The 26,103-nt window shown below is 64.8% G+C and carries 23 protein-coding genes and 2 pseudogenes; 11 read left to right on the forward strand and 14 right to left on the reverse strand.

Annotated elements, in window-relative coordinates; all coding sequences use genetic code 11:
* Positions 1–210: 210 nt before the first annotated feature.
* Positions 211–1,146 carry a LysR family transcriptional regulator gene (locus tag ACVJ5M_RS38160; RefSeq protein WP_063986632.1) on the reverse strand — a complete coding sequence of 312 codons (936 nt, stop codon included), beginning with the start codon at positions 1,144–1,146 and terminating at the stop codon, positions 211–213.
* A gap of 98 nt (positions 1,147–1,244) precedes the next feature.
* On the opposite strand from ACVJ5M_RS38160, the gene ACVJ5M_RS38165 reads away from it, so the two are divergent.
* Positions 1,245–1,571 carry a hypothetical protein gene (locus ACVJ5M_RS38165; RefSeq protein ID WP_028158248.1) on the forward strand — a complete coding sequence of 109 codons (327 nt, stop codon included), beginning with the start codon at positions 1,245–1,247 and terminating at the stop codon, positions 1,569–1,571.
* Positions 1,572–1,710: 139 nt separating this feature from the next.
* On the opposite strand, the pseudogene ACVJ5M_RS38170 reads toward ACVJ5M_RS38165, so the two are convergent.
* From ACVJ5M_RS38170 to ACVJ5M_RS38180, 3 genes and pseudogenes are all read right to left on the reverse strand, one after another.
* Positions 1,711–2,410, reverse strand: a pseudogene (locus ACVJ5M_RS38170) (helix-turn-helix transcriptional regulator).
* 87 nt (positions 2,411–2,497) lie between these two features.
* On the reverse strand, positions 2,498–3,427 hold the full coding sequence (locus ACVJ5M_RS38175; RefSeq protein WP_283018493.1) for an NAD(P)-dependent alcohol dehydrogenase: 930 nt from the start codon (positions 3,425–3,427) through the stop codon (positions 2,498–2,500).
* A 13-nt stretch (positions 3,428–3,440) separates the two neighbouring features.
* Entirely contained in the window at positions 3,441–3,821 is a 381-nt protein-coding gene (locus ACVJ5M_RS38180; protein WP_063985157.1) for a nuclear transport factor 2 family protein, read from the reverse strand.
* A gap of 231 nt (positions 3,822–4,052) precedes the next feature.
* Here ACVJ5M_RS38180 and ACVJ5M_RS38185 point away from each other — a divergent pair, with 231 nt between their 5' ends.
* Positions 4,053–5,060, forward strand: coding sequence for a class I SAM-dependent methyltransferase (locus tag ACVJ5M_RS38185; protein ID WP_187387795.1), 1,008 nt, complete (start codon positions 4,053–4,055; stop codon positions 5,058–5,060).
* A gap of 52 nt (positions 5,061–5,112) precedes the next feature.
* Here ACVJ5M_RS38185 and ACVJ5M_RS38190 read toward each other — a convergent pair.
* The 6 genes and pseudogenes from ACVJ5M_RS38190 to ACVJ5M_RS38215 all read right to left on the reverse strand — a co-directional run bounded on the left by ACVJ5M_RS38190 (position 5,113) and on the right by ACVJ5M_RS38215 (position 11,185).
* Positions 5,113–7,303: pseudogene (locus ACVJ5M_RS38190) on the reverse strand (PQQ-dependent dehydrogenase, methanol/ethanol family).
* A 308-nt stretch (positions 7,304–7,611) separates the two neighbouring features.
* Complete coding sequence (locus ACVJ5M_RS38195) at positions 7,612–8,382, reverse strand: sulfite exporter TauE/SafE family protein (protein WP_063985159.1); 771 nt, start codon at positions 8,380–8,382, stop codon at positions 7,612–7,614.
* Complete coding sequence (locus tag ACVJ5M_RS38200) at positions 8,379–9,635, reverse strand: CCA tRNA nucleotidyltransferase (RefSeq protein ID WP_063985160.1); 1,257 nt, start codon at positions 9,633–9,635, stop codon at positions 8,379–8,381. Before ACVJ5M_RS38200 ends, ACVJ5M_RS38195 begins: the two co-directional genes overlap by 4 nt.
* 10 nt (positions 9,636–9,645) lie before the next feature.
* Complete coding sequence (locus ACVJ5M_RS38205) at positions 9,646–9,909, reverse strand: DUF6111 family protein (protein ID WP_014497409.1); 264 nt, start codon at positions 9,907–9,909, stop codon at positions 9,646–9,648.
* Positions 9,906–10,577 carry a CoA pyrophosphatase gene (locus ACVJ5M_RS38210; RefSeq protein WP_063985161.1) on the reverse strand — a complete coding sequence of 224 codons (672 nt, stop codon included), beginning with the start codon at positions 10,575–10,577 and terminating at the stop codon, positions 9,906–9,908. Before ACVJ5M_RS38210 ends, ACVJ5M_RS38205 begins: the two co-directional genes overlap by 4 nt.
* Complete coding sequence (locus tag ACVJ5M_RS38215) at positions 10,574–11,185, reverse strand: DUF1285 domain-containing protein (RefSeq protein ID WP_063985162.1); 612 nt, start codon at positions 11,183–11,185, stop codon at positions 10,574–10,576. Before ACVJ5M_RS38215 ends, ACVJ5M_RS38210 begins: the two co-directional genes overlap by 4 nt.
* A 257-nt stretch (positions 11,186–11,442) precedes the next feature.
* On the opposite strand from ACVJ5M_RS38215, the gene ACVJ5M_RS38220 reads away from it, so the two are divergent.
* The 6 genes from ACVJ5M_RS38220 to ACVJ5M_RS38245 all read left to right on the forward strand — a co-directional run bounded on the left by ACVJ5M_RS38220 (position 11,443) and on the right by ACVJ5M_RS38245 (position 21,351).
* Entirely contained in the window at positions 11,443–12,441 is a 999-nt protein-coding gene (locus tag ACVJ5M_RS38220) for an AAA family ATPase (protein WP_063985163.1), read from the forward strand.
* Positions 12,441–13,385 carry a DUF58 domain-containing protein gene (locus tag ACVJ5M_RS38225; protein ID WP_063985164.1) on the forward strand — a complete coding sequence of 315 codons (945 nt, stop codon included), beginning with the start codon at positions 12,441–12,443 and terminating at the stop codon, positions 13,383–13,385. Before ACVJ5M_RS38220 ends, ACVJ5M_RS38225 begins: the two co-directional genes overlap by 1 nt.
* On the forward strand, positions 13,382–16,195 hold the full coding sequence (locus ACVJ5M_RS38230; RefSeq protein WP_063985165.1) for a DUF4159 domain-containing protein: 2,814 nt from the start codon (positions 13,382–13,384) through the stop codon (positions 16,193–16,195). Before ACVJ5M_RS38225 ends, ACVJ5M_RS38230 begins: the two co-directional genes overlap by 4 nt.
* A 7-nt stretch (positions 16,196–16,202) precedes the next feature.
* A complete protein-coding gene (locus tag ACVJ5M_RS38235; RefSeq protein ID WP_063985166.1) occupies positions 16,203–18,266 on the forward strand; it encodes a hypothetical protein in 2,064 nt (687 codons plus the stop codon).
* Between the two features lie 145 nt (positions 18,267–18,411).
* Complete coding sequence (locus ACVJ5M_RS38240) at positions 18,412–18,816, forward strand: DUF2946 domain-containing protein (protein ID WP_063985167.1); 405 nt, start codon at positions 18,412–18,414, stop codon at positions 18,814–18,816.
* Positions 18,817–18,963: 147 nt separating this feature from the next.
* On the forward strand, positions 18,964–21,351 hold the full coding sequence (locus ACVJ5M_RS38245) for a TonB-dependent receptor (RefSeq protein ID WP_354098002.1): 2,388 nt from the start codon (positions 18,964–18,966) through the stop codon (positions 21,349–21,351).
* Between the two features lie 83 nt (positions 21,352–21,434).
* Here ACVJ5M_RS38245 and ACVJ5M_RS38250 read toward each other — a convergent pair whose 3' ends face one another.
* The 3 genes from ACVJ5M_RS38250 to ACVJ5M_RS38260 are packed head-to-tail and all read right to left on the reverse strand — an operon-like array spanning position 21,435 to position 23,689.
* On the reverse strand, positions 21,435–21,917 hold the full coding sequence (locus ACVJ5M_RS38250) for a GNAT family N-acetyltransferase (protein ID WP_063986634.1): 483 nt from the start codon (positions 21,915–21,917) through the stop codon (positions 21,435–21,437).
* A gap of 30 nt (positions 21,918–21,947) precedes the next feature.
* Positions 21,948–22,463, reverse strand: coding sequence for a GNAT family N-acetyltransferase (locus ACVJ5M_RS38255; RefSeq protein WP_063986635.1), 516 nt, complete (start codon positions 22,461–22,463; stop codon positions 21,948–21,950).
* Positions 22,464–22,516: 53 nt separating this feature from the next.
* On the reverse strand, positions 22,517–23,689 hold the full coding sequence (locus ACVJ5M_RS38260) for a hypothetical protein (protein WP_231144348.1): 1,173 nt from the start codon (positions 23,687–23,689) through the stop codon (positions 22,517–22,519).
* Positions 23,690–23,813: 124 nt separating this feature from the next.
* Here ACVJ5M_RS38260 and ACVJ5M_RS38265 point away from each other — a divergent pair, with 124 nt between their 5' ends.
* The 3 genes from ACVJ5M_RS38265 (at position 23,814) to ACVJ5M_RS38275 (ending at position 25,468) form a co-directional block, all read left to right on the forward strand.
* Positions 23,814–24,563 carry a glycosyltransferase family 2 protein gene (locus ACVJ5M_RS38265; protein ID WP_063986636.1) on the forward strand — a complete coding sequence of 250 codons (750 nt, stop codon included), beginning with the start codon at positions 23,814–23,816 and terminating at the stop codon, positions 24,561–24,563.
* 64 nt (positions 24,564–24,627) lie between these two features.
* On the forward strand, positions 24,628–25,008 hold the full coding sequence (locus tag ACVJ5M_RS38270) for a DUF2304 domain-containing protein (protein ID WP_063985170.1): 381 nt from the start codon (positions 24,628–24,630) through the stop codon (positions 25,006–25,008).
* A gap of 55 nt (positions 25,009–25,063) precedes the next feature.
* Positions 25,064–25,468: a VOC family protein gene (locus ACVJ5M_RS38275; protein WP_063985171.1), complete on the forward strand. Its 405-nt coding sequence runs from the start codon at positions 25,064–25,066 to the stop codon at positions 25,466–25,468.
* 66 nt (positions 25,469–25,534) lie between these two features.
* Here ACVJ5M_RS38275 and ACVJ5M_RS38280 read toward each other — a convergent pair whose 3' ends face one another.
* Positions 25,535–26,026 carry an NUDIX domain-containing protein gene (locus tag ACVJ5M_RS38280; protein WP_063985172.1) on the reverse strand — a complete coding sequence of 164 codons (492 nt, stop codon included), beginning with the start codon at positions 26,024–26,026 and terminating at the stop codon, positions 25,535–25,537.
* Between the last annotated feature and the right edge of the window lie 77 nt (positions 26,027–26,103).

Below are 26,103 nucleotides of genomic sequence, written 5' to 3' on the forward strand. Positions count from 1 at the left end.
ATTCAATAGAAATAGCGGCCTCGCCGCGGACACATGAGCGTGAGGTGCCGCCGGACCGATGGATTGCTGGGCAATGATTGGTTTCAACAGCGACTTCTGCTTTGGGTCAAAAGCCGGCATCGACCCAGAGCGCTGGAACGTCTGCTAAGGGCCAAAGGGCGACAAGTGGCCTGTGGAGTCTGCACCGCTCCACGCCGGGTGGTGGCCAGCTCAAAGCTCGGAGACCAATTCCACCAAGATCTGACGCAGCCACGCATGAGATGGATCGTGATCGTAGGAAGCGTGCCAGAGCAGTGAAACAGCTACGTCCTGCAAATCCACCGGAGGCTGGCTCAGGCTAAGCTTGAGTTCTGTGGCGAACAACCGAGCCAGCCGCGCGTGCATTGTCACGACGACAGGTGCGCGTGCCACCAAGGCAGGGACAGTGAGGAAGCGAGGCGTGGTCAGGACAACCGTCCGCCGCAATCCCAGTTTCTCAAGGGCGTCGTCTACCACGCCGCGCACAGTCCGGCCCGGCCGCAGGCTCGTGAGAACATGAGGTAACCGCACATAATCTTCGAGCGAGATTTGGGCGTCGGTGATGCCCGTTATCTCCTTGTTGAACATGCACAGATAGCTCTCATTGAACAGCAGACGCCGCTTGTGGTGGATCTGGCCCTGAGGAAAGACGTCATAGCCAATAGCGAGGTCCAGTTCGTCGGCATCGAGATCATCCAGAAGTCTCGACGAGTCGATGTTGTAGAGCCGCAGATGGACGCCAGGCGCGACCTCGCGCAGGCGTGCGAGGAGAGCGGGAAGGACCAGGATTTCCATGCTGTCTGGGAGTCCGAACCTGAAGGTCCGCTCTGCCGTCGCTGGATCGAATGCGTCGTCGCGTGAGACAATCGTTTGGATTTGAGACAGCGTAGCCCGCACCGGCTCTACCAGCATCACTGCACGAGGAGTGAGGCGCAAGCCGTCGGGCCCTCGCGTCAGAAGCTCGTCGCCGAACAGGTCACGCAGGCGGGCGAGGTTGTGGCTCATCGCCGACTGACCAATGCCTACGCGGCCTGCAGCTCGCGTGACGCTACGTTCGCGAAGCAAGGCATCGAGGTGAACCAGTAGGTTTAGGTCGAGATGGCTTAGATTGACGGCATCGATACCCATCATCGATCCAATCTGTTTGATCAATGAGCATAGGCCGCCCATCTTATGTGGCAAGGGAACGGAGGGCGTGGCCCACCGCCCAGCTAAAGGAGATCAACATGTCAATCCGCAGTAGCCTCTTAGCCGCGACACTAGCCTTAGCCGCTTTTGGAACCGCTCATGCAGATAGCCTCAGGCCAATTCAGGCAAAGAGCATCGATCTCGGCGGGGTGTCCGGCGTCGCCTACTACACCGTTGAGCGCGATGGGTTCCATGTCGTGACGACCCTTGCTCAGGGCGAGACGGGAACGCCAATCCGCGTAGTCTCTGTTCTCGCGCCAGGCCAAAGCGTTGTTCTCTCAACGTCCCAGCAGCCACGTGCGCTTGAAATCAGCCGGGCGGGCAACGAAGTGTTGGTCCGCAAGGCGGCGCCCGTCACAAATTAAGGTTCGAGCCTAGCGGGCGCGGTAATTTTCGGCGCCCGCTCTAACCCCGGAAGGCGTCAGGCGGCCCTTACGCCGGCGATGGTGAAGCGCACCAGCAGGTGATAGCTCGCCAGCATCAGCGTCGGACCCGGTGGTGAGATCAGCTGAGAGTCTTGCGACGTTCCGCGTCAACTTGAGCCCGCCATTGCTTGACGAGATCGCGCCGGCGACCGGGATAGCGTTCCGTCCTGAGCTTGATCTTTTCTATCCGATCCGCCCGGAATGAGCGGAAGTCCTTTCTCATTTCGCACCAGCCGGCAATGATGCGCCGGGAATCGAAAAAGCCGACGCCAATTGGCCAGATGATCCGCGTCGTCTTCGCGCCTTGCGGGTCGCGATACACAATGGAAAGCTTGTGTTGGTCGCGCATGGCTTGCCGCACGACGCGAAGGTCGACGGCTTCGGGCTGCTTCAACCTGCGCCCTACGTGAAAGGCACTGTCGTCCAGCTTGTGTTGCAGCTCCGAGGGAAGGACCGCGCCAATTTTAGCGAGCGCGTCACGCGCCGCCAGCGCGAACTCGTCATCGGTCTGGCGAGATACCCATTGGGCGCCCAGCGCCAAGGCTTGGATTTCCTGTTCCGAGAACATCAGGGGAGGAAGGAGGAAGCCGGGTTGCAAGACATAGCCAAAGCCAGGCTCGCCGTCGATTTGTGCGCCCAAGCCCTGCAAGTCGGCGATGTCGCGATAAATCGTTCGCAACGACACACCCGCCTCAGCCGCAAGGGTCGTTGCCCGACACCGGGGTGCGGTGCCGCCGCAAAATCTGCATGAGGTCGAATAATCGTTGGCTCTTCGACATAGACCAAGTCTAGCACGAATCCTGCCAAAAAATGGCAGTAGGCATCGCGGGCGACGGGCGGCGGGGCTTTACTGGCCCAGACGGCATTTACATCGCTACCAGAGCCTTTCCGGCGAGCTTGTGCCCGGCTTCAAGCGCCGCGATGAGCGGGATCGCATCGTTCAGACGCACGGTCTCAGCAACTGGCAAGCGCAGCTTTCCATTCGCCGAAGCGACGGCAAGGCCGTCAAGGATATCAGCCCGCGCGGCGCAGACGATCGGCTTGAGTTTCCGGTTGAAGATCGCACGGATGAACTTGATTGGCGCTGGATTGATATCGAGATACACGCCGCCTTCGCGAAGCAGGCCAACCCCGGCGGCAACTGCCATCGTTCCCGCCGAGTCATACACTACGTCGAAGCGTTCACGGATCTTCGACAGATCGGTGGCCCGATAATCGAAGAGAGGCTGGACGTCCAAGTCACGGGCTCGCTGCATCGCCTGCGCACTGCATGTCCCCGCGACGGTCGCCCCGAACATCTTTGCGAGCTGCACCGTGGCCTCGCCGACAGCGCCGGTGCAGCCGTTGATGAACACCTGGCCGCCGGATTTCAGGGCAGCCTTGTCCACGAGGCCGTTCCATGCGGTGACCCCCGGCGTAGCCAGGCAAGCCGCGTCCTCGAACGAGACTGAATCCGGCCTCCTGGCGACGAAGGTTTGGGGAGCGATGACGACTTCGCCAAGCGCGCCACCATGCTTTATCTGCGCCATGCCGAATACGGGATCGCCAATCTTGAAGCGCGTGACACCAGCGCCGACAGCGGTCACGATGCCGGAAAAATCGCTGCCCATGGCACGCGGAAATTTCTTCCCCGTCACCATTTTGAGATAGCCATTGCGCACCTTCCAATCGATGGGATTGATGGCGGCGAACTTGACCTTGACCGCGACTTCGCCGGTCCCCGGAGCCTTCAGCTCGAAGGCTTCGAGCTTCATCGTTTCAGGGCCGCCGTAGCTGTCATATTGAATCCGTTTCATGGTCGATCGTGCCTTAGTGCGGTTGGACGGTCGCCGTGTAGGCGGCGAACGGAGTCGCGTCGTAGATCACTTCGGTCGACGCGATCTTGCCGTTCTTCACCTTGAGGAGTTCCGCGACGACGGCGTTGGCAACCGGATGGGTGTCCGCGCTGTAAAGGACGACAGCCTGATCATCGTCGCCGTAGACGGCGAGAACCGTGACCTTCTTGATCATGCGGGCGAAACCCTGGTGGAATTCGCGAAACTTCTGCATGCCGACGATCCGCCCGCGTGGCGACGTGCAAACAACGTCGTCCGCCGACACGGAAGTAATCGTATCCACGCTCCTGCTGGCGATGGCCTCGATGTAGGTCTTGGCGATCTGCAGCGCCTGGCCGTTGCTCTGGGTTTTCATCGTCTTCCTTTCAGTAAAAATGCCCTGAAAGAAGACCTAGCGCAGGCCAGTGACAGATTCTGGCAGTAGGAAATCGGCGCTGCCGAAGGCGCCTTCGCGCCGCGAGCGGCCTGCCTCCCCTGTCCTGTCCACTGCCCCGGACCTCGCGCTCCGCCAACCTTCATTTGAATGATGACGAGACAATTGGTCGCAACCACTTTCCACCGAAAGACCTGAATGAGGTCAGGAGAGATGAGCACCTGTCCAGCATGCGGCAGTGGATCAACTGCCAAACTGTTTGAAGTGACCGCAGATCAGGCCTCTCGATCCTTCGTCAGTCCGCGCCAGTATCCGGATCGCTCTCGAAAGTTAATAAGCCACCTGTCGCTGCTCTGGGGCCGCGACACCTGCGATATCCGCAAATGCGCGGATTGCGGATTTGGATTTGCAGATCCGTTCGTCGCGGGCGGCGCCGAGTTCTATAACCTGGCCGCGCCCCACCCTTCCTATCCAACCATGAAATGGGAGTATGAGAGGACGATCGAGGAGCTGAGCGGCCTCGGCACTGCCGGAAAAACGGCGATCGATGTCGGGGCCGGGTTTGGCTATTTTCTCGATCACATCAAGGACAAACTCTTTCGCGCGTCCGATATTTACGCGGTCGATTACAACGAAGCAGCGCAACAGGCCTTGCGATCGAAAGGCTACAAGACCTTTTCGGTCGACCTTCGGGAGGATGGCTTCACTCCGATGAAGGAGGCCTTCGACATCATCTTCATGTTTCAGGTGTTCGAGCACATGGACCGGGTGGATGACGTCTTCGCGCGATTGAAATACCTCCTCAAGGCGCAAGGCTCTGTCTTCATCGCCGTGCCGAATGATATCCGAACGCACTACATGGAGGGCCACGGATCGCTCATCGACATGCCGCCGAACCACATTGGCCGCTGGACGAAGGACGCGTTTGATGCGGTATGTCGACGACACGGCCTGCAATTGAGCGTTTGCGAGCGGGAGCCATTCGATCTCCTGAAGTTCCTCAGGGAAGACATCGTGGACAGCTTTTTGCGCAGGGCGGAGAAGCCGGGCAGCGTCAGTGAGTTCGTGCGCGGCCTGCCGCGAAGCAAAGCGCAGCGGATTGGGCAAGCGATGATCGCACTTGCGCTTGCACCATCACGCTTGCCGGCATGGGCCTACGCGGCCAGGAACTCATCGACGCTCGGCAGTGCGCTCTGGGTGAAGATCGACAAAGGCGCGTGACGAGCGGCCACGGTCGAACGGGCCGCTCGCCGCCGCAGCGCCTGCTGACTCATCACCTGCTCTTCGGTCTGATGGCGTCAACAGTTCCCTGTATGAAGGCCTGGAGTTTCCCGACGTCCCCTTCCGTCAACTTGCCGCTGAAATCCGGCATGCCCTGGTCGCGGAATGGACCGTGGAAGAGGATATGCCTCAGATTGGTGATCTCTTCGGCGCTGACGTAACCGAGATTGATGATGTTGCCGCCGCGGCCGACGCCAGGCACGCCGTGGCAGGCGACGCAGGCTGCCGCGACATAGATCTCGCCGCCTTCCCTGATGTCCTTCGGATCGTACTTCACGCCCTGCAGCAGACCTTCGGTCTGATATTTGACGAACGCTGGCAGCTTCGCCGTGCCGCCGAGTGCGTATGTGTAGATCGTTCCCGGGTTCTGGTACTCGGTCGCGCGGTGCGTCAGGCCGTAGGAGCCGCCCCAGCCGACCGCAATCGAGATGTATTGCCTGTCGTCGACCATGTAGGTTGCGGCGGCCGCCACCGCGCCGGTGCCGGTCGGCATTTCCCACAGCTTGGTTCCGTTTGCCGCATCATAAGCGACGAAGCGGCCATCCGCCGTCCCCTGGAAAACCAGGTTGCCGGCGGTGGTCAGCGTCCCGCCGTTCCACGGCGACACGTGCTCGACGCGCCAGACTTCCTTTTGATGCACCGGATCCCAGGCGAGCAGACGTCCGAATGGGGCCGACTTCGGAGGGTTGAAAACGAAACCGATATTCCCGCCCACGCAAGCCGCCGAGCTTGCCCGGCGCAGCAGCATTCTGCACGAACGACTTTTCCGGCGACAGATTGACCGGGATGTGCTGCGCCGGAAGGTAGACGAGGCCGGTCAGCGGATTGAACGACATCGGCTGCCAATTGTGAGCCCCGTCCGGTCCCGGAATCGACTCGTATTGATCTGCATCGCGCGCCGCAGGCAGCTCGATCGGCCGTCCGTTGGCATCGTATCCCGTCGCCCAATTCACATCGACAAAATTCTTCGCCGAGATGAACTTGCCGTTGGTGCGATCGATGACGAAGAAGAAGCCGTTTTTCGGCGCGTGCAGGATCACCTTGCGCGGCACATTGTCGATCTTGATGTCGGCGAGGATCATCGGCTGGGTCGATGTATAGTCCCAATTGTCGCCGGGCGTCTCCTGGTAGTGCCAGACATACCGGCCCGTGTCGGCGTTGAGCGCGACGATCGAGCCCAGATAGAGATTGTCGCCACCCGACGGACTGCGAAGCTTGCGATTCCAGGGACCGCCGTTTCCCGTGCCGACATAGACCATGTTCAGATCGGGATCGAACGTGATCGAGTCCCATGGCGCGCCACCGCCGCCGTTGATCCAATACTTCCCTGAGGGATCCCAGGTCTTCGCCGCGGCTTCCATCGAGGCGTCTTCAAATGGCTTGGATGGATCGCCGGGCACGGTGAACCAGCGCCAGAGCTGATGACCGGTCTCGCTGTCGTAGGCCGTGACGTAGCCGCGCACACCATATTCGGCACCGCTCTGGCCGATCACGACCTTGCCGTTGAAGACGCGAGGCGCGCCGGTGATCGTGTAGGAATGATCGTGATCGATCAGCGTGTCCGTTTCCCAGAGCTTGGCCCCGGTCGCGGCATCGAGCGCGATCAGGCGCCCGTCATAGGCGGCTTCGAAGACCTTGCCCTTGTAGAGTGCGAGGCCACGGCTGACAGCGTCGCAGCACCCGCGATAGGTCTTCGACCGGTCAACACCCGGATCGAACGACCAGATTTTTGTCCCGGTCCGCGCGTCAATGGCATGGACCACATTCCAGGGGGCCGACTGATACATGATGCCGTCGACGACGAGGGGCGTTGCCTCGATGCCGCGCGATGATTCCAGATTGTAACTCCAGACGAGCCCGAGATCCCTGACGTTGTCAGTGTTGATCTGATTGAGCTTGCTGAACCGCGTTTCGGCGTAGTCGAGGCCGACGGTCGGCCAATCCCTGGATCTCTTGGTATTGGCTTCAATGAAGTCGCGGTCGACTCTCGAGATATTCGCCTTGATGCGGTCCGGCTTCGCGTCGGTCCCGGTCTGCGCCCATGCACTGGAAGGGAGAGAAAGACCCAGGAGAGCAGGAAAGAGAACAAGAACGGCACTGATCTCACGGAAGGCAATCTGAATCCTGGACCGATTGCGCGACTTTTTTTCAGGCCATTGGCACTCTGTGTTGGATCGTCCCATGCCTCACCCTCCTCCGTGCACGTCGAGACCACGATGCGTGCGCATGCCTGCGCCCGCTTCCATTGATATGAAGTCTCAAACCTGCCTCGACGGTGCTACTGAAGCATTTCAGTCCTGACATGCCCGATTGCAGTTGTAAGAAAGCGTCCCGCTTGGCCCACCGGCCCACGGCCGTCATCGGCGGAAATCTTTTCAACCCCCGGCAGTCAGGATCGGGCGTTTCGGCTAGCATTTGGTGGCGTGCAAGCATCGGGACGGAATGTCCGTCCTTGAAAGGACATCGCGAACGCCAATCGGACCGGAGTCATCTATGCGATCAGCGACCTTGCCGCAGCCGAGATCATCACCAGCCCGCCGGTGATCACGGCGACGTCGAGGATCGCCGTGTGGATATGCACCGGCATGCGTTCGACAAAAGCCTTTGCGAGGAACGCGCCGGGGATCGCAATCGCGCCGATCAGCAGCGCGAAGGCGAGCACCTGCGCATTCACCGCGCCGGCAAGGCCGAACACCGAGATCTTGATGAGACCGGTGCCGAGCGAGATCATCGCATCGGTCGCGATCACGGCGGCGCCTTCGAGGCCCGCGGCCATCAAGAGCGAGAGCAGGATCACGCCGGAGCCGGAGGTGCCGCCGACCAGCACGCCGTAACCAACGGAGCCGGCGGCAAGGCCGGTGTCGCCGATCCTGACCTGGCGGCGGCGGAGCACGCGGCGCAGCGGCACGCTGAGGATCAGCATGGAGCCGATCACGAGCGCGGCGCCCGCATTGGTGAGGCGCGTGTAGCCGTAGGCGCCGAGCGCGGTCGTCAGCGCCGCACAGGCGAGCACGATCAGCGCGCGGCGGCGATCGGCATAGCGCAGATAGGCGAGCGCGCGGCTTGAATTGGTGAAGATCGCGGAGATCGCGATGATCGGCACCACGGGCTCGGCGCCGACCAGCGGCACCAGCACCAGCGGCATCAGCGCGCCGGTGCCGTAGCCGGCGAGACCACCGATGATCGAAGCAAACAACGCCATCAACGCGACCAGCAGGAGCTGAAGGATCGAGATGTCGGCGAAGCCTGAGACGATGGTCACGTTCTCTCATCGCGGCTGACGCGTGCCGCTGCTTGATCGGCGATGGAAGCGAGCGCGGCTTCCTCTAGGGGAAAATCCGCCGCAAGCCAAGCGTCCTCGGCAAGCGTCAGCACATGCCCGAGCGCGGGTCCTTCCGCCATGCCGCGGGCGATGAAGTCGGCGGCGCGCAGCGGAAATTTCGGCGCAATCCAGCGCTGCGGCAACTCGGCGAGCGCACGCCAGCGCGACGATCCGACGTCGCCGCCGGCCCGCGCCCAGCCAAGCAACACGCGATCGTGATAGCGCTCCGCGCCGAGCCGATAGAGCAACCGCCGCGCATTGGCCTCGTCCTTGGTGGCGAAGCGCCACCAGCGATGCCCCATCGAATCCAGCGCCTTGCTTTCTACATTGGAGAGCCGCAAGCGCGTGGCAACGCGCTTGGCATCTTCGGTCACGGCGACCGTCAGCGCGGCGAGCCGCCGCGTGCTGCTTGCCGGCAAGCCAAGCTCGCCCTCGATCGCGATCATGGCCGACAGCGGCCCGGTATAGACGACGCCTCCGCTCAGCACTTGCAGCAACCCGCCATCCGCCATCGCGACCGCGGCGTCAGAGGCACCGTGAGCGACCAGCAGCTTCAGCATCTCCATGCGCACCCGCTCGGCCGACAGGCTCGCAAGACCCGCGCGGCCGCGGATGCAGGCGAGATAGCCGTCGCGGTCGGGCTTGCCGGCCCCGAAGGCGGCGTGGATGCGGAAGAAGCGCAGGATGCGCAGGAAATCCTCGGCGATGCGCTGGTCGGGATCGCCGATGAAGCGCACCCGCCGCGCGGCCGCATCCGCGATCCCGCCGACATAGTCGTAGACGACGCCCATCGCATCGGCCGAAAGTCCATTCATGGTGAAGTCGCGGCGCTCGGCGTCCTTCACCCAGTCGCGGCCGAACGCGACCTTGGCCTTGCGGCCGAAGGTCTCGGTGTCCTCGCGCAGCGTCGTGACTTCGTAAGGTTGCCCGTCGATGACCAGCGTGATGGTGCCGTGGTCGATGCCGGTCGGCACGCTCTTGATGCCGGCAGCCTTGGCGCGCCGCATCACCTCGTCGGGCCGCGCCGTGGTCGCGATGTCGATGTCGCCGGGCACGAGACCGAGCAACGCATTGCGCACGGCGCCGCCGACCACGCGCGCTTCCTCGCCGTTGCCGTTGAGCAGCGTCAGGACGCGCGCCGTCCCGCCAGAGGTCAGCCAGGGCGCATTGGCGAGTAACGGCTCTGCGCTCATGGTCCAGCCCCTATTTTTCCACGCCCGGCACGAGCCTGCCGTTCTCGATATGGGCGGGAACGTAGGTCGAATCCGGTGCGGCGCCGGAGAAATGCGCGAAGCCGATCAGCCCCGCGATGACAAGCACGAGCGCGGCCAGGACAAGGCGCGCGACGACGGTGACCGGCCAGGACGATCGCGCGAACAGGCCGGAGCGGGTGGCGGCCAGGAACAGCGCATAGACGGCAAAGGGGATGAGGAAAATTCCGATCTCGGTCAGAACCGGCCGGATCATGATGAGTAGATCCGCTCATACAGCACACGCAACATTCCGGCCGTCGCACCCCAGATGTAGCGTTCCGCGAACGGCATCGCGTAGTAAAAGCGCTCCATGCCGCGGAATTCCTTGCTGTGCACCTGGTGGTTCACCGGGTTCATCAGGAAGGATAGCGGTACCTCGAAGGCATCATCAACCTCCGAATGGTTGATGGTGAGCTCGAAGCCGGGCCGCACCTTGGCGACCGTCGGCAGGATGCGGAAGCCGAAAGCGGTGCCGTAGAGATCGAGATAGCCGATCGGCTCGACGAAGTCTCTGGACAGGCCGACCTCCTCCTCGGCCTCGCGCAAAGCCGCATCGAGCGGCGAGGCGTCGATCGCGTCGATCTTGCCGCCGGGGAAAGCGATCTGGCCGGCGTGGTCATTGAGATGCGCCGAGCGCTGCGTCAGCAGGATGGTCGGCTCGGGACGGTCGACCACGGCGATCAGGACCGCAGCCGGCCGCACCGGCTGCTCGCGCGCGACGATCTCGAGCATCTTGTCGGTGCCGGGATCGCCCGAGGCGGGGATGACGTTCGGATCGTAGAGGCCGGGCGGCACGTCGAACCCGAGCCTCGCCCGGGATCGGGCGAAGAAATCGGCCGCGCCGATCACGACCGGACCGCTCTTCAGGATAGGCTTGTTCAAAGTGCGGCCCTCACCTGCTCCGCGTCGGCCATGGCGAAGAATTCGCCGGCCGACTCGACGCCGAACATCGGCTGGCCATCGACCATCCGCTCCTCACCCATGTCAACCAGATCGTAGTAGAGTGCGCGGGTGACCTTGGCCCAGAGATCGGCGCGGACATGCAGGTATGGCGTCAGCCCGCCCTCCCTGGCCTGCTCGAAGCGCAGCCGGTGCGCGGCATCGCAGGTGACCCAGTCGTCGACATTGGTGCGGAAGCGGAGCACGCGATGGTTGTCCTCGCCGTCCTTCTGCATCTCGACCGCCATGAACGGCGCATCGTCGACGCGAATGCCGACCTTCTCCACAGGCGTGACGAGGAAATGCTTGTCGCCCTCGCGCTTCAGGACGGTCGAGAACAGGCGGACCAGGGCGTGTCGTCCGATTGGCGTGCCCATGTAGAACCAAGTACCGTCGGACGCGATTCGGATGTCGAGATCGCCGCAAAACGGCGGATTCCACAGATGCACCGGCGGTAGGCCCTTCGTGGCGCCTTCGGTATTGGCGGCAGTTTTGGCGGCGGCAGTCAGCCCCTCAAGACCTCGATCGGCGCTCTGCCCTTGGTTCGCCATGGTTTGCCCTGACTTTGTCTGTTGGCACGATTGGTGCAGGTTTTACGTTGTACCCGGGTGCGCGGTTCCACACCGGATTAACCCGGTGTGGAGGTCGCCACTTCGTGATGCCCTACATATCCCTAAGCCGATAAGGTGGGGATAGGTTAATTCAACGAATACATGGCCTTCCTGCAAGTCTAGCATAGGGCCCATGTGCGACTTGTGATGATCTGACGACGCAAGCGGGCCGCGTGGCGGACTTAAGGAGCTGACGGATGGCGGAAAGTGTCGAGAAACTGGAAGACGGAATCGTCCGTTCGGCCGAGCAGGTGTCGAGCCAGATTCGCGCGGCGAAAGACGCAATCGCGTCCGTCATCTTCGGCCAGGATCGGGTGATCGAGAACACGCTCGTCACCATCCTCTCAGGCGGTCATGCGCTGCTGATCGGCGTGCCCGGCCTCGCCAAGACCAAGCTGGTCGAGACGCTCGGCATCACGCTGGGCCTCGACGCCAAGCGCATCCAGTTCACGCCCGATTTGATGCCGTCGGATATTCTCGGTGCCGAAGTGCTCGACGAAAGCACCGCCGGCAAACGCTCCTTCCGCTTCATCTCCGGTCCCGTGTTCGCGCAGCTGCTGATGGCGGACGAGATCAACCGCGCCAGCCCGCGCACGCAGTCGGCGCTGCTCCAGGCGATGCAGGAGCAGCACATCACCGTCGCCGGCGCGCGTCACGACCTGCCGAAGCCGTTCCACGTGCTGGCCACGCAAAACCCGCTGGAGCAGGAAGGCACCTATCCGCTGCCGGAAGCCCAGCTCGACCGCTTCCTGATGGAGATCGACGTCGACTATCCCGATCGCGACGCCGAGCGCCGCATCCTGTTCGAGACCACGGGTGCCGAGGAGACGCTGGCGAGGGGATCGATGAACGCAGATGCGCTGATCACCGCGCAGCGGCTGATCCGCCGTCTGCCGGTCGGCGATTCCGTGGTGGAGGCGATCCTGTCGCTGGTCCGCTCGGCCCGTCCGGGCGAGGAGAGCGGCGAGACCGGCAAGTTCATCGCCTGGGGTCCCGGCCCGCGCGCCAGCCAATCCTTGATGCTCGCCGTGCGAGCACGCGCGCTGATCGACGGACGCCTCGCGCCCTCGATCGACGACGTGCTCGACCTCGCCGAGCCCATATTGAAGCACCGCATGGCGCTGACGTTCCAGGCGCGCGCCGAAGGCCGCACGATTCCGGACGTGATCAAACAATTGAAGGCTCGGATCGGTTGATGGCCGCAGACAACGGGCACACAGCGAAGGAGATCATCGCGATCCGACGTGCCGATGGCGAAAGCCGTACGCTCGCCGCTTCACTGCCGCGCCTGGTGCTCGAAGCCCGCCGTATCGCCGCCAACGTCATCCATGGCCTGCACGGAAGGCGCCGCGCCGGTTCCGGCGAAAATTTCTGGCAATACCGCCGCTTCGTCTCCGGCGAGCCGGCGCAGAACGTCGACTGGCGCCGCTCGGCGCGCGACGACCATCTGTATGTGCGCGAGCTCGAATGGGAAGCCTCGCACACGGTCTGGATCTGGCCCGACCGCTCGCCCTCGATGGCGTTCGCCTCCAAGACCGCGCGCGAATCCAAGCTCGAGCGGACGCTGATCGTCGCCTTCGCGCTGGCCGAGTTGCTGGTCTCGGGCGGCGAACGCGTCGGCATTCCCGGACTGATGGCGCCGACCGCGAGCCGCAGCGTCATCGACAAGATGGCGCAGGCGATGCTGCATGACGATGCCGACCGGCTGAGCCTGCCGCCGTCCTTCGTGCCTTCCGCGCTCGCCGAGATCATCGTGCTGTCGGATTTCTGGTCGCCGATCGCGGAGATCAAATCCACGCTCGCGGGCCTGTCCGGCTCCGGCGCGCATGGCACGATGGTGCAGGTGGTCGATCCCGCCGAAGAGTCGTTCCCTTATTCCGGCCGCGTCGAGTTCGTCGAGCCCGAGGGCTTCGGCGTGATCACGGCGGGCCGCGCCGAGAGCTGGGCGCAGGACTACACCGCGCGGCTCGCGCTGCACCGCGACCAGATCCGCGCCGAGACCAGCAGACTCAACTGGCTGTTCACGACCCATGCGACCGACCGCTCCGCCGCCGAGCTCTTGCTGTTCCTGCATGCCGGCATGCAGGTGAGCAAATCGGGCACCCGCACCACGACGATCAAGGTGGGGCCGGCCGCATGATGGGATTGCCGCTCGCCTTCACCGAACCGCTGCTCCTGATCGGCCTCGTCAGCCTGCCGGTGCTGTGGTGGCTGCTGCGCGTGATGCCGCCGCGGCCGCGCCGCATCGAGTTTCCGCCGACGCGCCTGCTGTTCGACATCGCGCCAAGGGAAGAGACGCCCTCGCGGACGCCGTGGTGGCTGACCGCGCTGCGGCTCCTAGCTGCGGCCCTCGTCATTTTCGCCGCCGCCGGCCCGATCTGGAATCCGCAGACCGGCGCCGCCGGCAGCAAGGCGCCGCTGATGATCATGTTCGACGACGGCTGGAGCGCCGCATCGCATTGGGATGTCAGGGTCAGGGCCGCCGACGAGCTGATCGCCAATGCCGACAACGACCGCCGCGCCATCGCGCTGGTGCCGCTGTCCGAGCCGAACCGCGACATCACCCTGATGCCGGCGGGTGCGGCGCGCGTCGCACTGCGCCAGCTCGCGCCAAAGCCCTACTCGATCGATCGCGTTGAAACCCTGACCGCCATCGACCGTTTCCTGAAGGCCACCGGCGACTGCGAGATCGCCTGGCTGTCGGATGGCGTCGACACCGGCCGCGGCGAGGACTTCGTGCAGGGCCTGGGCAAGACCATCGGAGATCGCAGCCTGACGGTGTTCGAAGGCGGCACGTCCTCCCCGCTGGCGCTCGTCGCCGCCGAGAACGCCGCCGCCAAGATGACGGTGAAGGTGCTGCGCACCGACAGCGGCATCGCCGTCGGCACCGTGCGCGCGCTGGACCAGAAGTCTTCGCCGATCGGCGAAGCGCGTTATTCGTTCGGCCCGCAGGACAAGGAAACCGAAGCCTCGTTCGACCTGCCGGTCGAGCTGCGCAACGACATCACGCGGCTCGACATATCGGGCGAGCGTTCGGCCGGCGCGGTGCAACTGCTCGACAAGCGGTGGCGCCGCCGCGCCATCGGCATCGTCACCGGCACGACCAGCGAGACCGCGCAGCCGCTGCTGGCGCCGACCTTCTACCTGACCCGTGCGCTGGCGCCGTTCGCCGACGTGCGGCTCGCCGACCGGGGCTCGCCGCAGCAGGGCATCACGCAATTCCTCGACCAGAAGCTGCCGATGATCATCCTCGCCGATGTCGGCACCGTCGCTCCTGAAATCCGCGAGCGCCTCAACGCCTGGATCGACCAGGGCGGCGTGCTGGTGCGCTTCGCCGGTCCAAGGCTCGCGCAGGCCGAGGACGATCTCGTGCCGGTCAAGCTGCGCAAGGGCGGCCGCACGCTCGGCGGCAGCCTGACCTGGGAGAAGCCGCAGCATCTCGCCGCCTTCGCGGCAAACGGCCCGTTTGCCGGCGTCGCCGTCCCCAAGGACGTCACCGTGAACCGCCAGGTGCTGGCCGAGCCCGACGCGGTGCTCGCCACCAAGAGCTGGGCCTCGCTGGAAGACGGCACGCCGCTCGTCACCGGCGAGCATCGCGGCAAGGGCCTGGTCAGCCTGTTCCACGTCAGCGCCGACATGCGCTGGTCTGACCTGCCGATGTCGGGCACCTTCGTCGAAATGCTGCGCCGGGTCGTCGACATGTCCGGCTACACCGCCAAGCCCGGGCCCGGGGTCGCGGCCGAGGCGAGCACCGAGACGGTGGCGCCGCTGCACATCCTCGACGGCTTCGGCGCGTTCGGTCCGCCGCCGGCCACCGCAAAGCCGCTGCCCGCGGATTATCGCGACCGCGCTACGCCTGATCATCCGCCCGGCTTCTATGGTCCGGCAGAAGGACCGCTCGCCGTGAATACGCTCGCAGCTTCCGACCGCATCGCCGCGCTGAACACCGCAGGCCTGCGCGCCCGGCACGCGACTTACACCAACGCCGAGCCGCGCGACCTGCGCGGCTGGCTGCTGTCGACGGCGCTCGCGCTGTTCCTGATCGACGCCATCATCGTCGCGGTGCTCGGCGGCGGGATCGCCGCGCTGCTGCGCCGGCGCGCCGCGACAGCCATGATCGTCGTCGGGCTGGCGCTTGCAGGCCTGGTGTCGCTTGCGCCCGCGCCGTCGCGCGCCGATGGCGCGTCCGACGAGTTCGCCATGAAGGCGGTGTCGCAAACCCGCCTCGCCTATGTCGTCACCGGCAATGCCGACGTCGATTCCATCGTCAAGGCCGGCATGTCCGGTCTGACGCAATTCCTGGCGCAGCGCACCGCGCTGGAGGCCGGCGATCCCGTCGGCATCGATCCCGGACGCGACGAGCTCGCCTTCTTCCCACTGATCTACTGGCCGATCGTGCCGGGCGCGCCCAAGCCGCCGCAGGATGCCATCAACAAGATCGACGCCTACATGAAGCAGGGTGGCACCGTGCTGTTCGACACCCGCGACGCGATCGAAGCGCCGCCCGGCGAGAACGGCGCCGCACAGACCCCGGGCATGCAGACGCTGCGCGAGATCCTGTCGTCGCTCGACGTGCCCGAGCTCGAACCGGTGCCGCGCGAGCACGTGCTGACCAAGACCTTTTACCTGCTGCGCGACTTCCCGGGCCGTTTCAGCACCGGCCAGACCTGGGTCGAGGCCTTGCCGCGCGATGAGGACGACGACAGCGCGCAGCGGCCGGCCCGCGGCGGCGACGGCGTCTCGCCAATCATCATCACCTCGAACGATCTGGCCGGCGCCTGGGCGCAGCGGCTCGACGGTCAGTTCATGCTGCCGATGTCCGGCGGCGACGCCCGCCAGCGCGAATTCGCCTACCGCGCCGGCGCCAACATCGTGATGTACACCCTGACCGGCAACTACAAGGCCGACCAGGTGCACGCACCGGCCCTGATCGAACGGTTGGGGCAATAGGATCGACATGAATTACGGCATTGCGTTCACGCCGCTTGTTCCCACGATCGTCCTGTGGCTCGCGCTCGCCGCGATCGTCGTCGTTGCGCTCGTGCTGCTGGTGGCGCGTGCGCGCGGTGCAGCCGTGCGCGTGGCCGCGCTGGCGCTGTTCCTGCTGGCGCTCGCCAATCCCTCCTTCACCCGCGAGGACCGCGATCCCCTCACCTCGGTCGCCGCCGTCGTGATCGACAAGAGCCCGAGCCAGAATTTCGGCAACCGCAATCGCGAGGCCGCGCAAGCGCAGGAAGCGCTGGTCGACAGCCTGAAGAAGATCAAGGGCCTCGAGGTCCGCGTCGTCGACGCCGGACAGGCCGATGGCGAGACCGACGGCACAAAACTGTTCGGGGCGCTGGCCACCGCGCTGTCGGACGTGCCGGTCGACCGCGTCGCCGGCGCGTTCCTGATCACCGACGGCCGGGTCCACGACATCCCGGCCAATACCGCCGGGCTCGGCTTCCAGGCGCCGGTGCACGCGCTGATCACCGGGCAGAAGGACGAGCGCGACCGCCGCATTGCGATCACGGCCGCGCCGCGCTTCGGCATCGTCGGACAGACCCAGACCATCACCTACCGCCTCGACGACCAGGGCGTCACCGGCGAGCGCGCCAAGGTCACGATCCGCAGGGACGGCGAGGTCCTGGGCGAGCGCACGCTATCGAGCGGCCAGAGCGCAAGCGTCGACGTCGACATCAAGCATGCCGGCCCCAACATCGTCGAGATCGAGGCCTCGCCGCTCGAGAAAGAGCTGACGCCGGTGAACAACCGCGCGGTCGTCGCCATCGACGGCGTGCGCGACAAGCTGCGCGTGCTGCTGGTCTCGGGCGAACCACATTCCGGCGAGCGCACCTGGCGCAACCTGCTGAAGTCCGACGCCAGCGTCGACCTCGTGCACTTCACCATTCTGCGTCCGCCGGAGAAGCAGGACGGCACGCCGATCAACGAGCTGTCGCTGATCGCGTTTCCGACCCGCGAGCTGTTCCAGCAGAAGATCAACGAATTCCAGCTGATCATCTTCGACCGCTACGCCCGCCAGGGCGTGCTGCCGATCGCCTATTTCGACAACATCGCGCGCTACGTCCGTGCGGGCGGCGCGGTGCTGGTCTCGGCCGGCCCCGACTATGCCTCCAACACCAGCATCTGGCGCACGCCGCTGGATTCGGTGCTGCCGGCTGAGCCGGTCGGCGTGACGGAAAAGCCGTTCTATGCGCATCTGTCGGAGATCGGAAAACGCCATCCGGTCACGCGCGGCCTCGAGGGCTCCGCGAGCGAACCGCCGCGCTGGAGCCGCTTCTTCCGCACCGTCGACACCCGCAATGCGGTCAACCCGCCGGTGATGACGGGCGTCGACGGCAAGCCGCTCCTGTTCCTGTCGCGCTTCGGCGAGGGCCGCGTCGCGCTCTTGCTCTCCGACCATATCTGGCTGTGGGCGCGCGGCTATGAAGGCGGCGGCCCGCATCTTGACCTGCTGCGGCGGATGTCGCACTGGCTGATGAAGCAGCCGGACCTCGATGAAGAGGCGCTGCGCCTCCAGGTGCAGGGCAAGGACCTCGTCGTGGTGCGCCAGACCATGTCGGACAGTGTCCAGCCGGTCAGCGTGACCTCGCCGTCCGGCGTATCGCAGGACCTGACGCTCAGCCCTGCCGATCCCGGCGAGTGGCGCGCCAGCCTGCCGGCCAGCGAGCTCGGCCTGTGGCAGGCGACCGACGGCACACTGAAGGCGCTGATCAATGTCGGCCCGACCAATCCGAAGGAGTTTTCGGAAGTCACCTCGACGACCGAAACCCTGAAGCCGCTGACGCAGGCGACCGGCGGCAATGCCGTGCGCGTGGTCGACGGCACCAGCGTCGAGCTACCGCGCATCGTGCCGGTGCGTTCGGCGAGCGTCTTCGCTGGCGATGGCTGGATGGGCGTGCGGATGCGCGACGCCAGCGTCGTGAAGGGCGTCGGCGTGCTGCCGATCTTCGCCGGCCTGATCGGCCTGTTGCTGCTGCTCGGCGCGTTTGCCGCGACCTGGGTCCGCGAAGGGCGCTAGTTGCCTGAACGACACATCGCGCGGCCACCCGCGCGAGATCGTTTGACTTCCGTTGACATAAGCAGACCGTTCCTGCGATGTTACATTATAACATCGCAGGAAGCCGAGGGGATCGGCGCCTCGCGATGTGGGGTGGCTTTTCCAGATGAAGTGGTTCCGGTCGAATATCAGGCACGGCGCCCGGCTCGCGTTGTTCGCGATGCTGGTGCAGTTCGCGTTGACGTTCGGCCACAGCCATTGGTTCGCCCAGGCCGCGCCCCTCGCACAGTCCTCGCTCCAGCAGACCGACAGCGGCAAGAGCATCGCTTCGATCGACCGCGCCGCGGTCCAGAAGCAATCGCCCGCCGGCCCCGACCGGGAGCAGCCGGGCGAGGACAATTGCGCGATCTGCGCCGTGGTCGCGATGGCGGGTACCGTCGTATCCGCGACGCCGCCTGTGCTCCTGCTGCCGCAGGCGATCGAGCTGCTTCAGCTCACCACCGATGCCGAATTCGTCCATCTGAAATCGGCCGGCACGGCGTTCCAGCCCCGCGCCCCTCCCGCGTCCTGACTCCAGACATCACTTGATCACGCCCGGCTCGCCGCTTTCCGGCGAACGCACGGGAGAAGTTGAAGTCGAATTCCGTCGCGCTGCGACGGCAGGCCGCCTCCGATCAGCACCAAATCTTGCGGACGGCGCCTGACTGGAATCAGGACTATGTCATTTGAATTGCGACGCGCGCAGCGTCTGGGTGGAGCAAGCCTGCTCCTGCTCGGCGCCGCCGCCACATCGGCGCTCGCCCAAGAGCCGGTACAACAGCCTGCGCAAGATAAATCATCGACCGAGATCCCCGCCGTCACCGTGACGGCGCCGAGCCCGATCGTGCGCAGGGTGGTGCCGACCCGCAGCCCGGTCCATGTCGCGCGCACCGGACGGTCGCGCGGCCAGCAACGCACGGCGGAAGCAACGCCGGCGGCGCCAGCGACGGCCGCCACGCCCCAGCAGGGCGTGCTGCCAATCGTCACCAACCAGTTCGCCACCGTCACCGTGGTGCCGAACGAGGAGATCCGCCGCGAGGGCGGCGGCCAGCTCGGCGATCTCCTGTTCTCCAAGCCCGGCATCACCGGCTCGAGCTTCGCACCTGGCGCCTCAAGCCGGCCGATCATCCGGGGCCTCGACGTCAACCGCGTCGGCATCGTCGAGAACGGCACCAATGCGAACGGCGCATCCGATCTCGGCGAGGATCACTTCGTCCCGATCGATACGCTCGCGACCAATCAGGTCGAAGTGGTGCGCGGGCCGGCCGCCTTGCGCTATGGATCGACCTCGATCGGCGGCGTCGTCAGCGCGACCAACAACCGGATTCCGGACGCGCTGCCAACCTGCGGTGCCCAGCCGTTCCAGAGTTATGGCATGCCGGTGAAGGCGCCACTCGCAACCGCTGGGACATCGCCCTGCGTCACGGCCGAGACGCGTTCCGCGTTCAGCTCGGTCGATCGCGGTGTCGAGAGCGGCGTGCTGCTCGACACCGGCGCCGGCAATTTCGCGTTCCATGCCGACGTCTACGGCCGCAACACGACGGATTACGGCATCCCGAGCTACCCCTATTTGACCGACCAGACCCGGACCATCACAAACGGGCGCCAGCCCAATTCGGCGTCGCGCACGGACGGCGCCTCGATCGGCGGCTCCTACTTCTTCCAGGGCGGCTATATCGGCGCGTCGATCACGCAGAACGACTCGCTCTACCATATCCCCGGCATCGACGGCGCCGACCACAACACCCGGATCGACGCGCACCAGACCAAGATCAACGTCAAGGGCGAGTACCGGCCCGATGCCGCCGCGATCGACACCATCCGCTTCTGGGCTGGCACCACGGATTATCGACACAACGAGATCGGCCTTGCCGATCCCGCCGATCCCAACACCGACGGTGTGCGGCAGACCTTCACCAACAAGGAGCAGGAGATCCGCACCGAGGTGCAGTTGATGCCGTTCAACGCGCGCTTCGCCGAGGTGACGACGGCGCTGGGCTTTCAGGTCGGCCATCAGGAATTGACCGCGCCGAGCCCTGACAATCCCGGTACGCTGTTCAACGGCCTGTGGGACCCCAACAACAACACCCGCGTTGCCGCTTACGCCTTCAACGAGTTCAAGTTCACGGACGCGACGCGAGCCCAGATCGCCGGCCGCATCGAGCATGTCGAGCTGCACGGCACGACGCCGAACTTCCCGCCGGATTATCTACCCGACGGCACGCCGCAGGTGGGCATCGCACGCAATCCGTCCTTCACGCCGAAGAGCGGCAGCATCGGCCTGTTGCAGGACCTGCCGGGCGGCATGGTCGGCAGCATCACCGCACAATATGTCGAGCGCGCGCCGAAGCCGGCCGAACTGTTCTCGCGCGGTGCGCATGATGCGACCGCGACGTTCGACATCGGCAATCCGAACCTCACGATCGAGACCGCTGAGTCGGTCGAGGTTGGACTGCGCAAGGCGACGGGGCCGTTCCGGTTCGAGGCGACCGTCTACTACACGCATTTCGACAATTTCATCTTTCGCCGCCTCACCGGCGTGATGTGCGACGACAGTTTCGCGTCCTGCGGCACGCCGGGCGCCGAGTTGAACCAGGCCGTCTATTCGCAACGCAATGCCAATTTCCGCGGCGGCGAATTCCAGTCGCAGCTCGACGTCGGCGCATTCCAGGGCGGCATCTGGGGCATCGAGAACCAGTTCGACGTGGTGCGCGCCACCTTCACCGACGGCACCAACGTGCCGCGCATTCCGCCGCTGCGGATAGGCGGCGGCGTGTTCTGGCGCGACGACAACTGGTTGATGCGCGTCAACCTGTTGCACGCGTTCGCGCAGAACAACGTCGCCGTGATCGCGGAGACGCCAACGCCGGGCTACAATTTGCTGAAGGCCGAGGTCAGCTACAAGACCAAGCTCGATCCGCGTCTGTTCGGCGCGCGCGAGATGACGGCCGGCATCGTCGGCAACAATCTCCTCAACGAAAACATCCGCAACTCGGTGTCCTACACCAAGGACGAGGTTCTGATGCCCGGCATCGGCGTGCGGGCGTTTGCCAACTTCAAGTTCTAGCCTTGCGACAGCCGGGGCCCGCGGGCCCCGGCACATGCGCGTTGAGTGAACCGTAGCCCGGATGGAGCGGAGCGAAATCCGGGCTACGGGCTGCGCGTCAGCCGCTTCTCGAAGCGCCATTGATCGACGGGGAACGGCCCGTTCGAGGTGTCCGTCATCATCACGAAGGTGCCGGCGTTGCGCCAACCGCTCTTCTCGTAGAACCGCGCAGCGCGCGCGTTGCCGACGGCGCAGGCGAGCCACGCCAGCTCCACGCCGCGCGCGGCAAGGCGGGCCTCTGCGTCGGAGATCAGCGCCGCGGCCACGCCCGCGCCGTGCGCCTTCGGCGATACGAAGAGCTGATACAATTCGTCAGCCCTGACGGCGCAGAAGCCGAGCGGCGCGCCGGCCGGGCCGACGACGCGGATGTCGGGAAGCATGACCGCCAGCCGATCGCGAAAATTCGGGAGCGTGCGAAGGCGGACCAGTTCTTGCGGCGCAAGCGAGGCATGCGACCCATGCCAGGCATCGTGCCACAGCTGAGCGAGATGATCGACTTCACCGGCATCAGCGGGCCGCACCTGCATCATGGATACTCCGCAAGAGGTATCGTAGCCCTAGCCTCGCGCCTTGCTCCAGTCAGGCGTTACCTGCCCCGACACGCCCTCGAAAGCGCCGTCGACGAGCTCGAACACCAGCACGCGCGCGGCGTCGACCGGGCCCGGCATGGTGACGCGGCCCTTCGGCACCGGCTTGAAGCCGACGCGGCTGTAATAGGGCTCGTCGCCGACCAGCAGCACCAGGCGGTGACCTTTCTCCTTGGCGTCCTTCAGCGCGCGCTCCATCAGGAGACGGCCGATGCCGCGGTCGCGGAACGGCGGCTCGACGGTGAGCGGTCCGAGCAGCAGGGCCTGCGTTTCGCCGACCAGCACCGGCAATTGCCTGACCGAGCCGACCAGCAGCGTACCGATGCGGGCGGTGAAAGACAATTCGAGCAGATGGTCGACATGCTCGCGAATGCGGTAAGCGCTGAGCACGAAACGGCCGGGGCCGAAGGTGCGCTCGTGCAGCCGTTCGATCGCCTGGGCGTCGCCGGCGGCTTCCGGAAGGATGGTGAGCGAGAGATCGGTCATGTCGGCATGCGTCTTCGAGCGAAGTGGTTTCAGGTTCGCGTCAGGAAAACGCGTCAATGCGAGATGCGGGATAACATCTCAGACGGCCGCGGTCCATCGGCCTCGTGGGCGATAAAACCCTGTGCCGGACCGCGACTGAGGACCGCCGCGAACAGCAGCGTCCAGAGCGACAGCATCAGGATCGGGATGACATAGTACTGCGTGAAGACCGGATGCGTGGCAAAGAACGCCAGATTCAGCGCGAGATTGCCCGCCACCAGCAACGCGAGTTTCCTGACGCCACCATGGCCGGCGTAGCGCCACAACAGCGCGGTCCCGACGCAGGCGATCACGATCAACGGGAACTGCGTGTCGCGGAGATAGGCCAGCAGCACGGCCGGGTCGAGGCTCGGCGGGGCCGTATCCTGGCCGCCATAGGCCGAGACCAGCGGATTGCCTGAATTGACCAGGTTCGCCGCGAACACCGGCAACAGCCCGACGAGGAACGAAAGGCCGAGCGCGAGACCCGAAACGAACGTCTCGCGGTTACGCCGGATCAGGAAGGACAATCCGAAGAACAGGAAATAGCCGGCCGACAGAACCACGTTGGCGATCCGAAAGCTCGCGGACAGGCCGAGCAGCACGCCGACGGCAGCGACCATCAGCAGGCGGCGCCGGCCTTCATCGACGAACAGTCTTGCGGTGAACAGACCCGCCAGCGCGCAGACGACCATGGTCGGCGCCATCGAATAGCTCGCCTTCGTCGGATTGATCATGAAGTAGATCGAGAGCGCGCCGAGCAATGCGGCGAGCGTCAAGCCGACCTTCTCCTGCGCCCGCCACAAGCCGAACAGCGCAAGGCCGGCGACGATCGCGTTGGCCAGCATATAGAGCGGAACGACCTGGAACCCCTCCGGGAACAGCGCCAGCACGAAGCCCGTGCCCGGCGGCGGCGTCATCACCCATTTGCTGCCGTCGGCAGTCTGTGTGTGGCAGGGTGCCCGCGTCGGTTCGTTCCAGTTCGGAAAATCGATACTGCGCAACTTGGCCGCGAGATAGCCGTCGGTTTCACGGGCGAGACTGGTGTCGAGCCCTTGCCAGCCGAAGCGCTGAAACAGATGCGCCTGCCTGAGATAGCAGATGTCGTCATAGACGCCGCGGCTCTCGCTCCAATGCGAGGTCAGCCTGATGTTGCTGGCCAGAATTGCCAGAAACACAATTGAAAAAAATACTTTGACAGCTCTCATCGGCATTCGCCGGGCGGCCCCCGCAGCTTGAAATGGCCCGCCGCCTGTACAGGAAAAGCACCGGCAAGTATAGCAAAGTGGGGATTCTGGAGGTGAGGCGGACGTGGCCGATATGGGACTGGGCTTGGGTTCAACTGACACGTGCCGCAACGGTGCTGCCGCACCGCAGCAGGGCACGTCGCGCGTCCTCATCATCATTCCCTGCTTCAACGAGGAGGCCTCGGTCGGCGGCCTGCTGAGCGAGATCGCGGCGACCGGCCGCGGCTACCACACCCTGGTCGTCGACGACGGCTCGTCGGACGCGACGTCCGCGGTGGCAAGCTGCCGCTCGCCGGTCGCCCGCCTCGCGCAGAATCTCGGCATCGGCGGCGCCGTGCAGACCGGCATCAAATACGCGGCGCGTCAGGATTTTGATTTCTGCATCCAGATCGACGGCGACGGGCAGCATGATCCGCGCGCCATCGAGACGCTTCTGGAGGCCTATCGCAACGACCCGACCAACATCACCATCGGAAGCCGCTTCATCGACCATGCCGGTTTCTGCTCCACGCGCATGCGGCGCGCCGGCATCAGGCTGATCGTGCTTGCGCTCAACGGCCTCTTCAGCGGCGGCCGCATCACCGATCCGACCAGCGGCATGCGTTTGCTCGACCGTTCCGCCATCGCCTTCTTCGCAAAAGCGTATCCGACGGATTTTCCGGAGCCGATCTCGCTGGCCTGGGCCATGCGCGCAGGCCTCACGGTCAGCGAAGTTCCGGTCGAGATGCGGGCGCGGGAGACCGGCGTCAGCTCGATCGACGGATTGAAGTCGGCGAGCTACATGATCCGCGTCCTCGGTTATATCCTGCTCGCGCGCCTCGTGAGGGCGTCATGACGCCGAGCGTCCCCGTTCCGATTTGTGGTCTCATCATCTCGTCGAACATTCTGAGGAGGCAGCCGTGACAGATGCCCTTCCAAGTCCGGAGACGGTCGTCGTCGTCTCCGCCTTTGCGCTGATCTACATGCTGGTGCTGCTGCGCAAGACGATGCAGGGCAAGTTCGATCTCTATGACTTCCTGATGCTGTCCATGGTGGCGATCATCCCCGCGGGCTTCACGCTGTTTCCGACACTGGCTTATCTGGTCAGCCATCTGACCGGCGTCGTGTTTCCGTTCGTCGTGATGTTCGGCGCCCTGTTCCTGGTGGTGTTCGCGTTCATGCACAACATGACGGCGCGACTGCACAGGCTGGAGCGGCAGAACTGCGCGCTGATCCAGGAGCAGAGCCTGCTGGTGCTGGAGCTGCAGGCGAAGCAGGGCCGTCAGGGCGTCGAGTCATGAGCGCGTAGCCGAGGAAATCCAGCGTCGTCGCGAGGCAAAGACAGGGAGAGCGGGCATGCTGAAGAACGCGAAGGTGGCAACCCGGCTTCCAGCCAAAGACCTCGACCGTGCGCGGGCGTTCTATTCGGAAAAGCTCGGGCTCGAGCCGGTCGAACAGCGCGAGGGTGGGCTCCGTTACGTCTGTGCGGCCGGCGAGTTTGCGATATTCGTCTCGGCCGGCACGCAATCCGGCACGCACACGCAAATGGGGTGGGAAGTCGAGGATATCGAGGCAACTGTGCGCGAACTTCGCACACGCGGCGTGGCGTTCGAGGACTATGATTTGCCCAGCTTGAAGACCGTCGATGGAATTGCGGAGATCGCGGGAAACTATCCGAGCAAGGGTACTGGTGAGCGGGGCGCCTGGTTCCGCGACAGCGAAGGCAACCTGCTGGGGATCGGGCAGCCGGTTCGGGCTTGAGGATTCGGCCAGGCCGCTTCGACGTCACATCGCTTCAACGTCACATCGCTAAAGCGGCAAATTCCTTTAACGCCACGTCGCGATCAGCGGCTTGCCGTCCAGCACTTCCGCGAGCCTTTGCCGCGTGCCGTGTGTGGTGCCCTCGGGCAGCGCATTGATCGCGAAGAATCCGCATTCGACGATCTCGTGGTTGGGCTCAGGGAGGCGATCCTGCTTGAACTGCCTGACGACATAGACCGCGACGTGGTCGCGGCGGGAGACGTGGCTGTTGAGGAAGATACCGTGCAGCACCGCGTCACTGGTGAGATCGATGTCCCCTTCCTCCTTGAGCTCGCGCCGCATCGCCTGCTCCATGGTCTCGCCGAGATCGACGCCGCCGCCGGGCAGATACCAGCCGGAGATGTAGCTGTGCCTGACCAGGAACACGCGGTTCTCGGAATCCAGCACCACGGCGCGAACGCCGAGCGTCATGCCGCGGACAAGCAGGAAATAGGCGTGGAAGATTCGCCGCAGCAGCGGTTCGAATGTCCGTCGGACGCTGTTCAGACGATCCCCCATCAGGCTCCCAAAGAAACTCCCAAGAAAACTCCCGAGAAGACTCCCAAGAGGCCCCTGCCCGGGCCCCGCTTGCACAG

This window comes from Bradyrhizobium sp. S3.7.6, assembly GCF_054061875.1.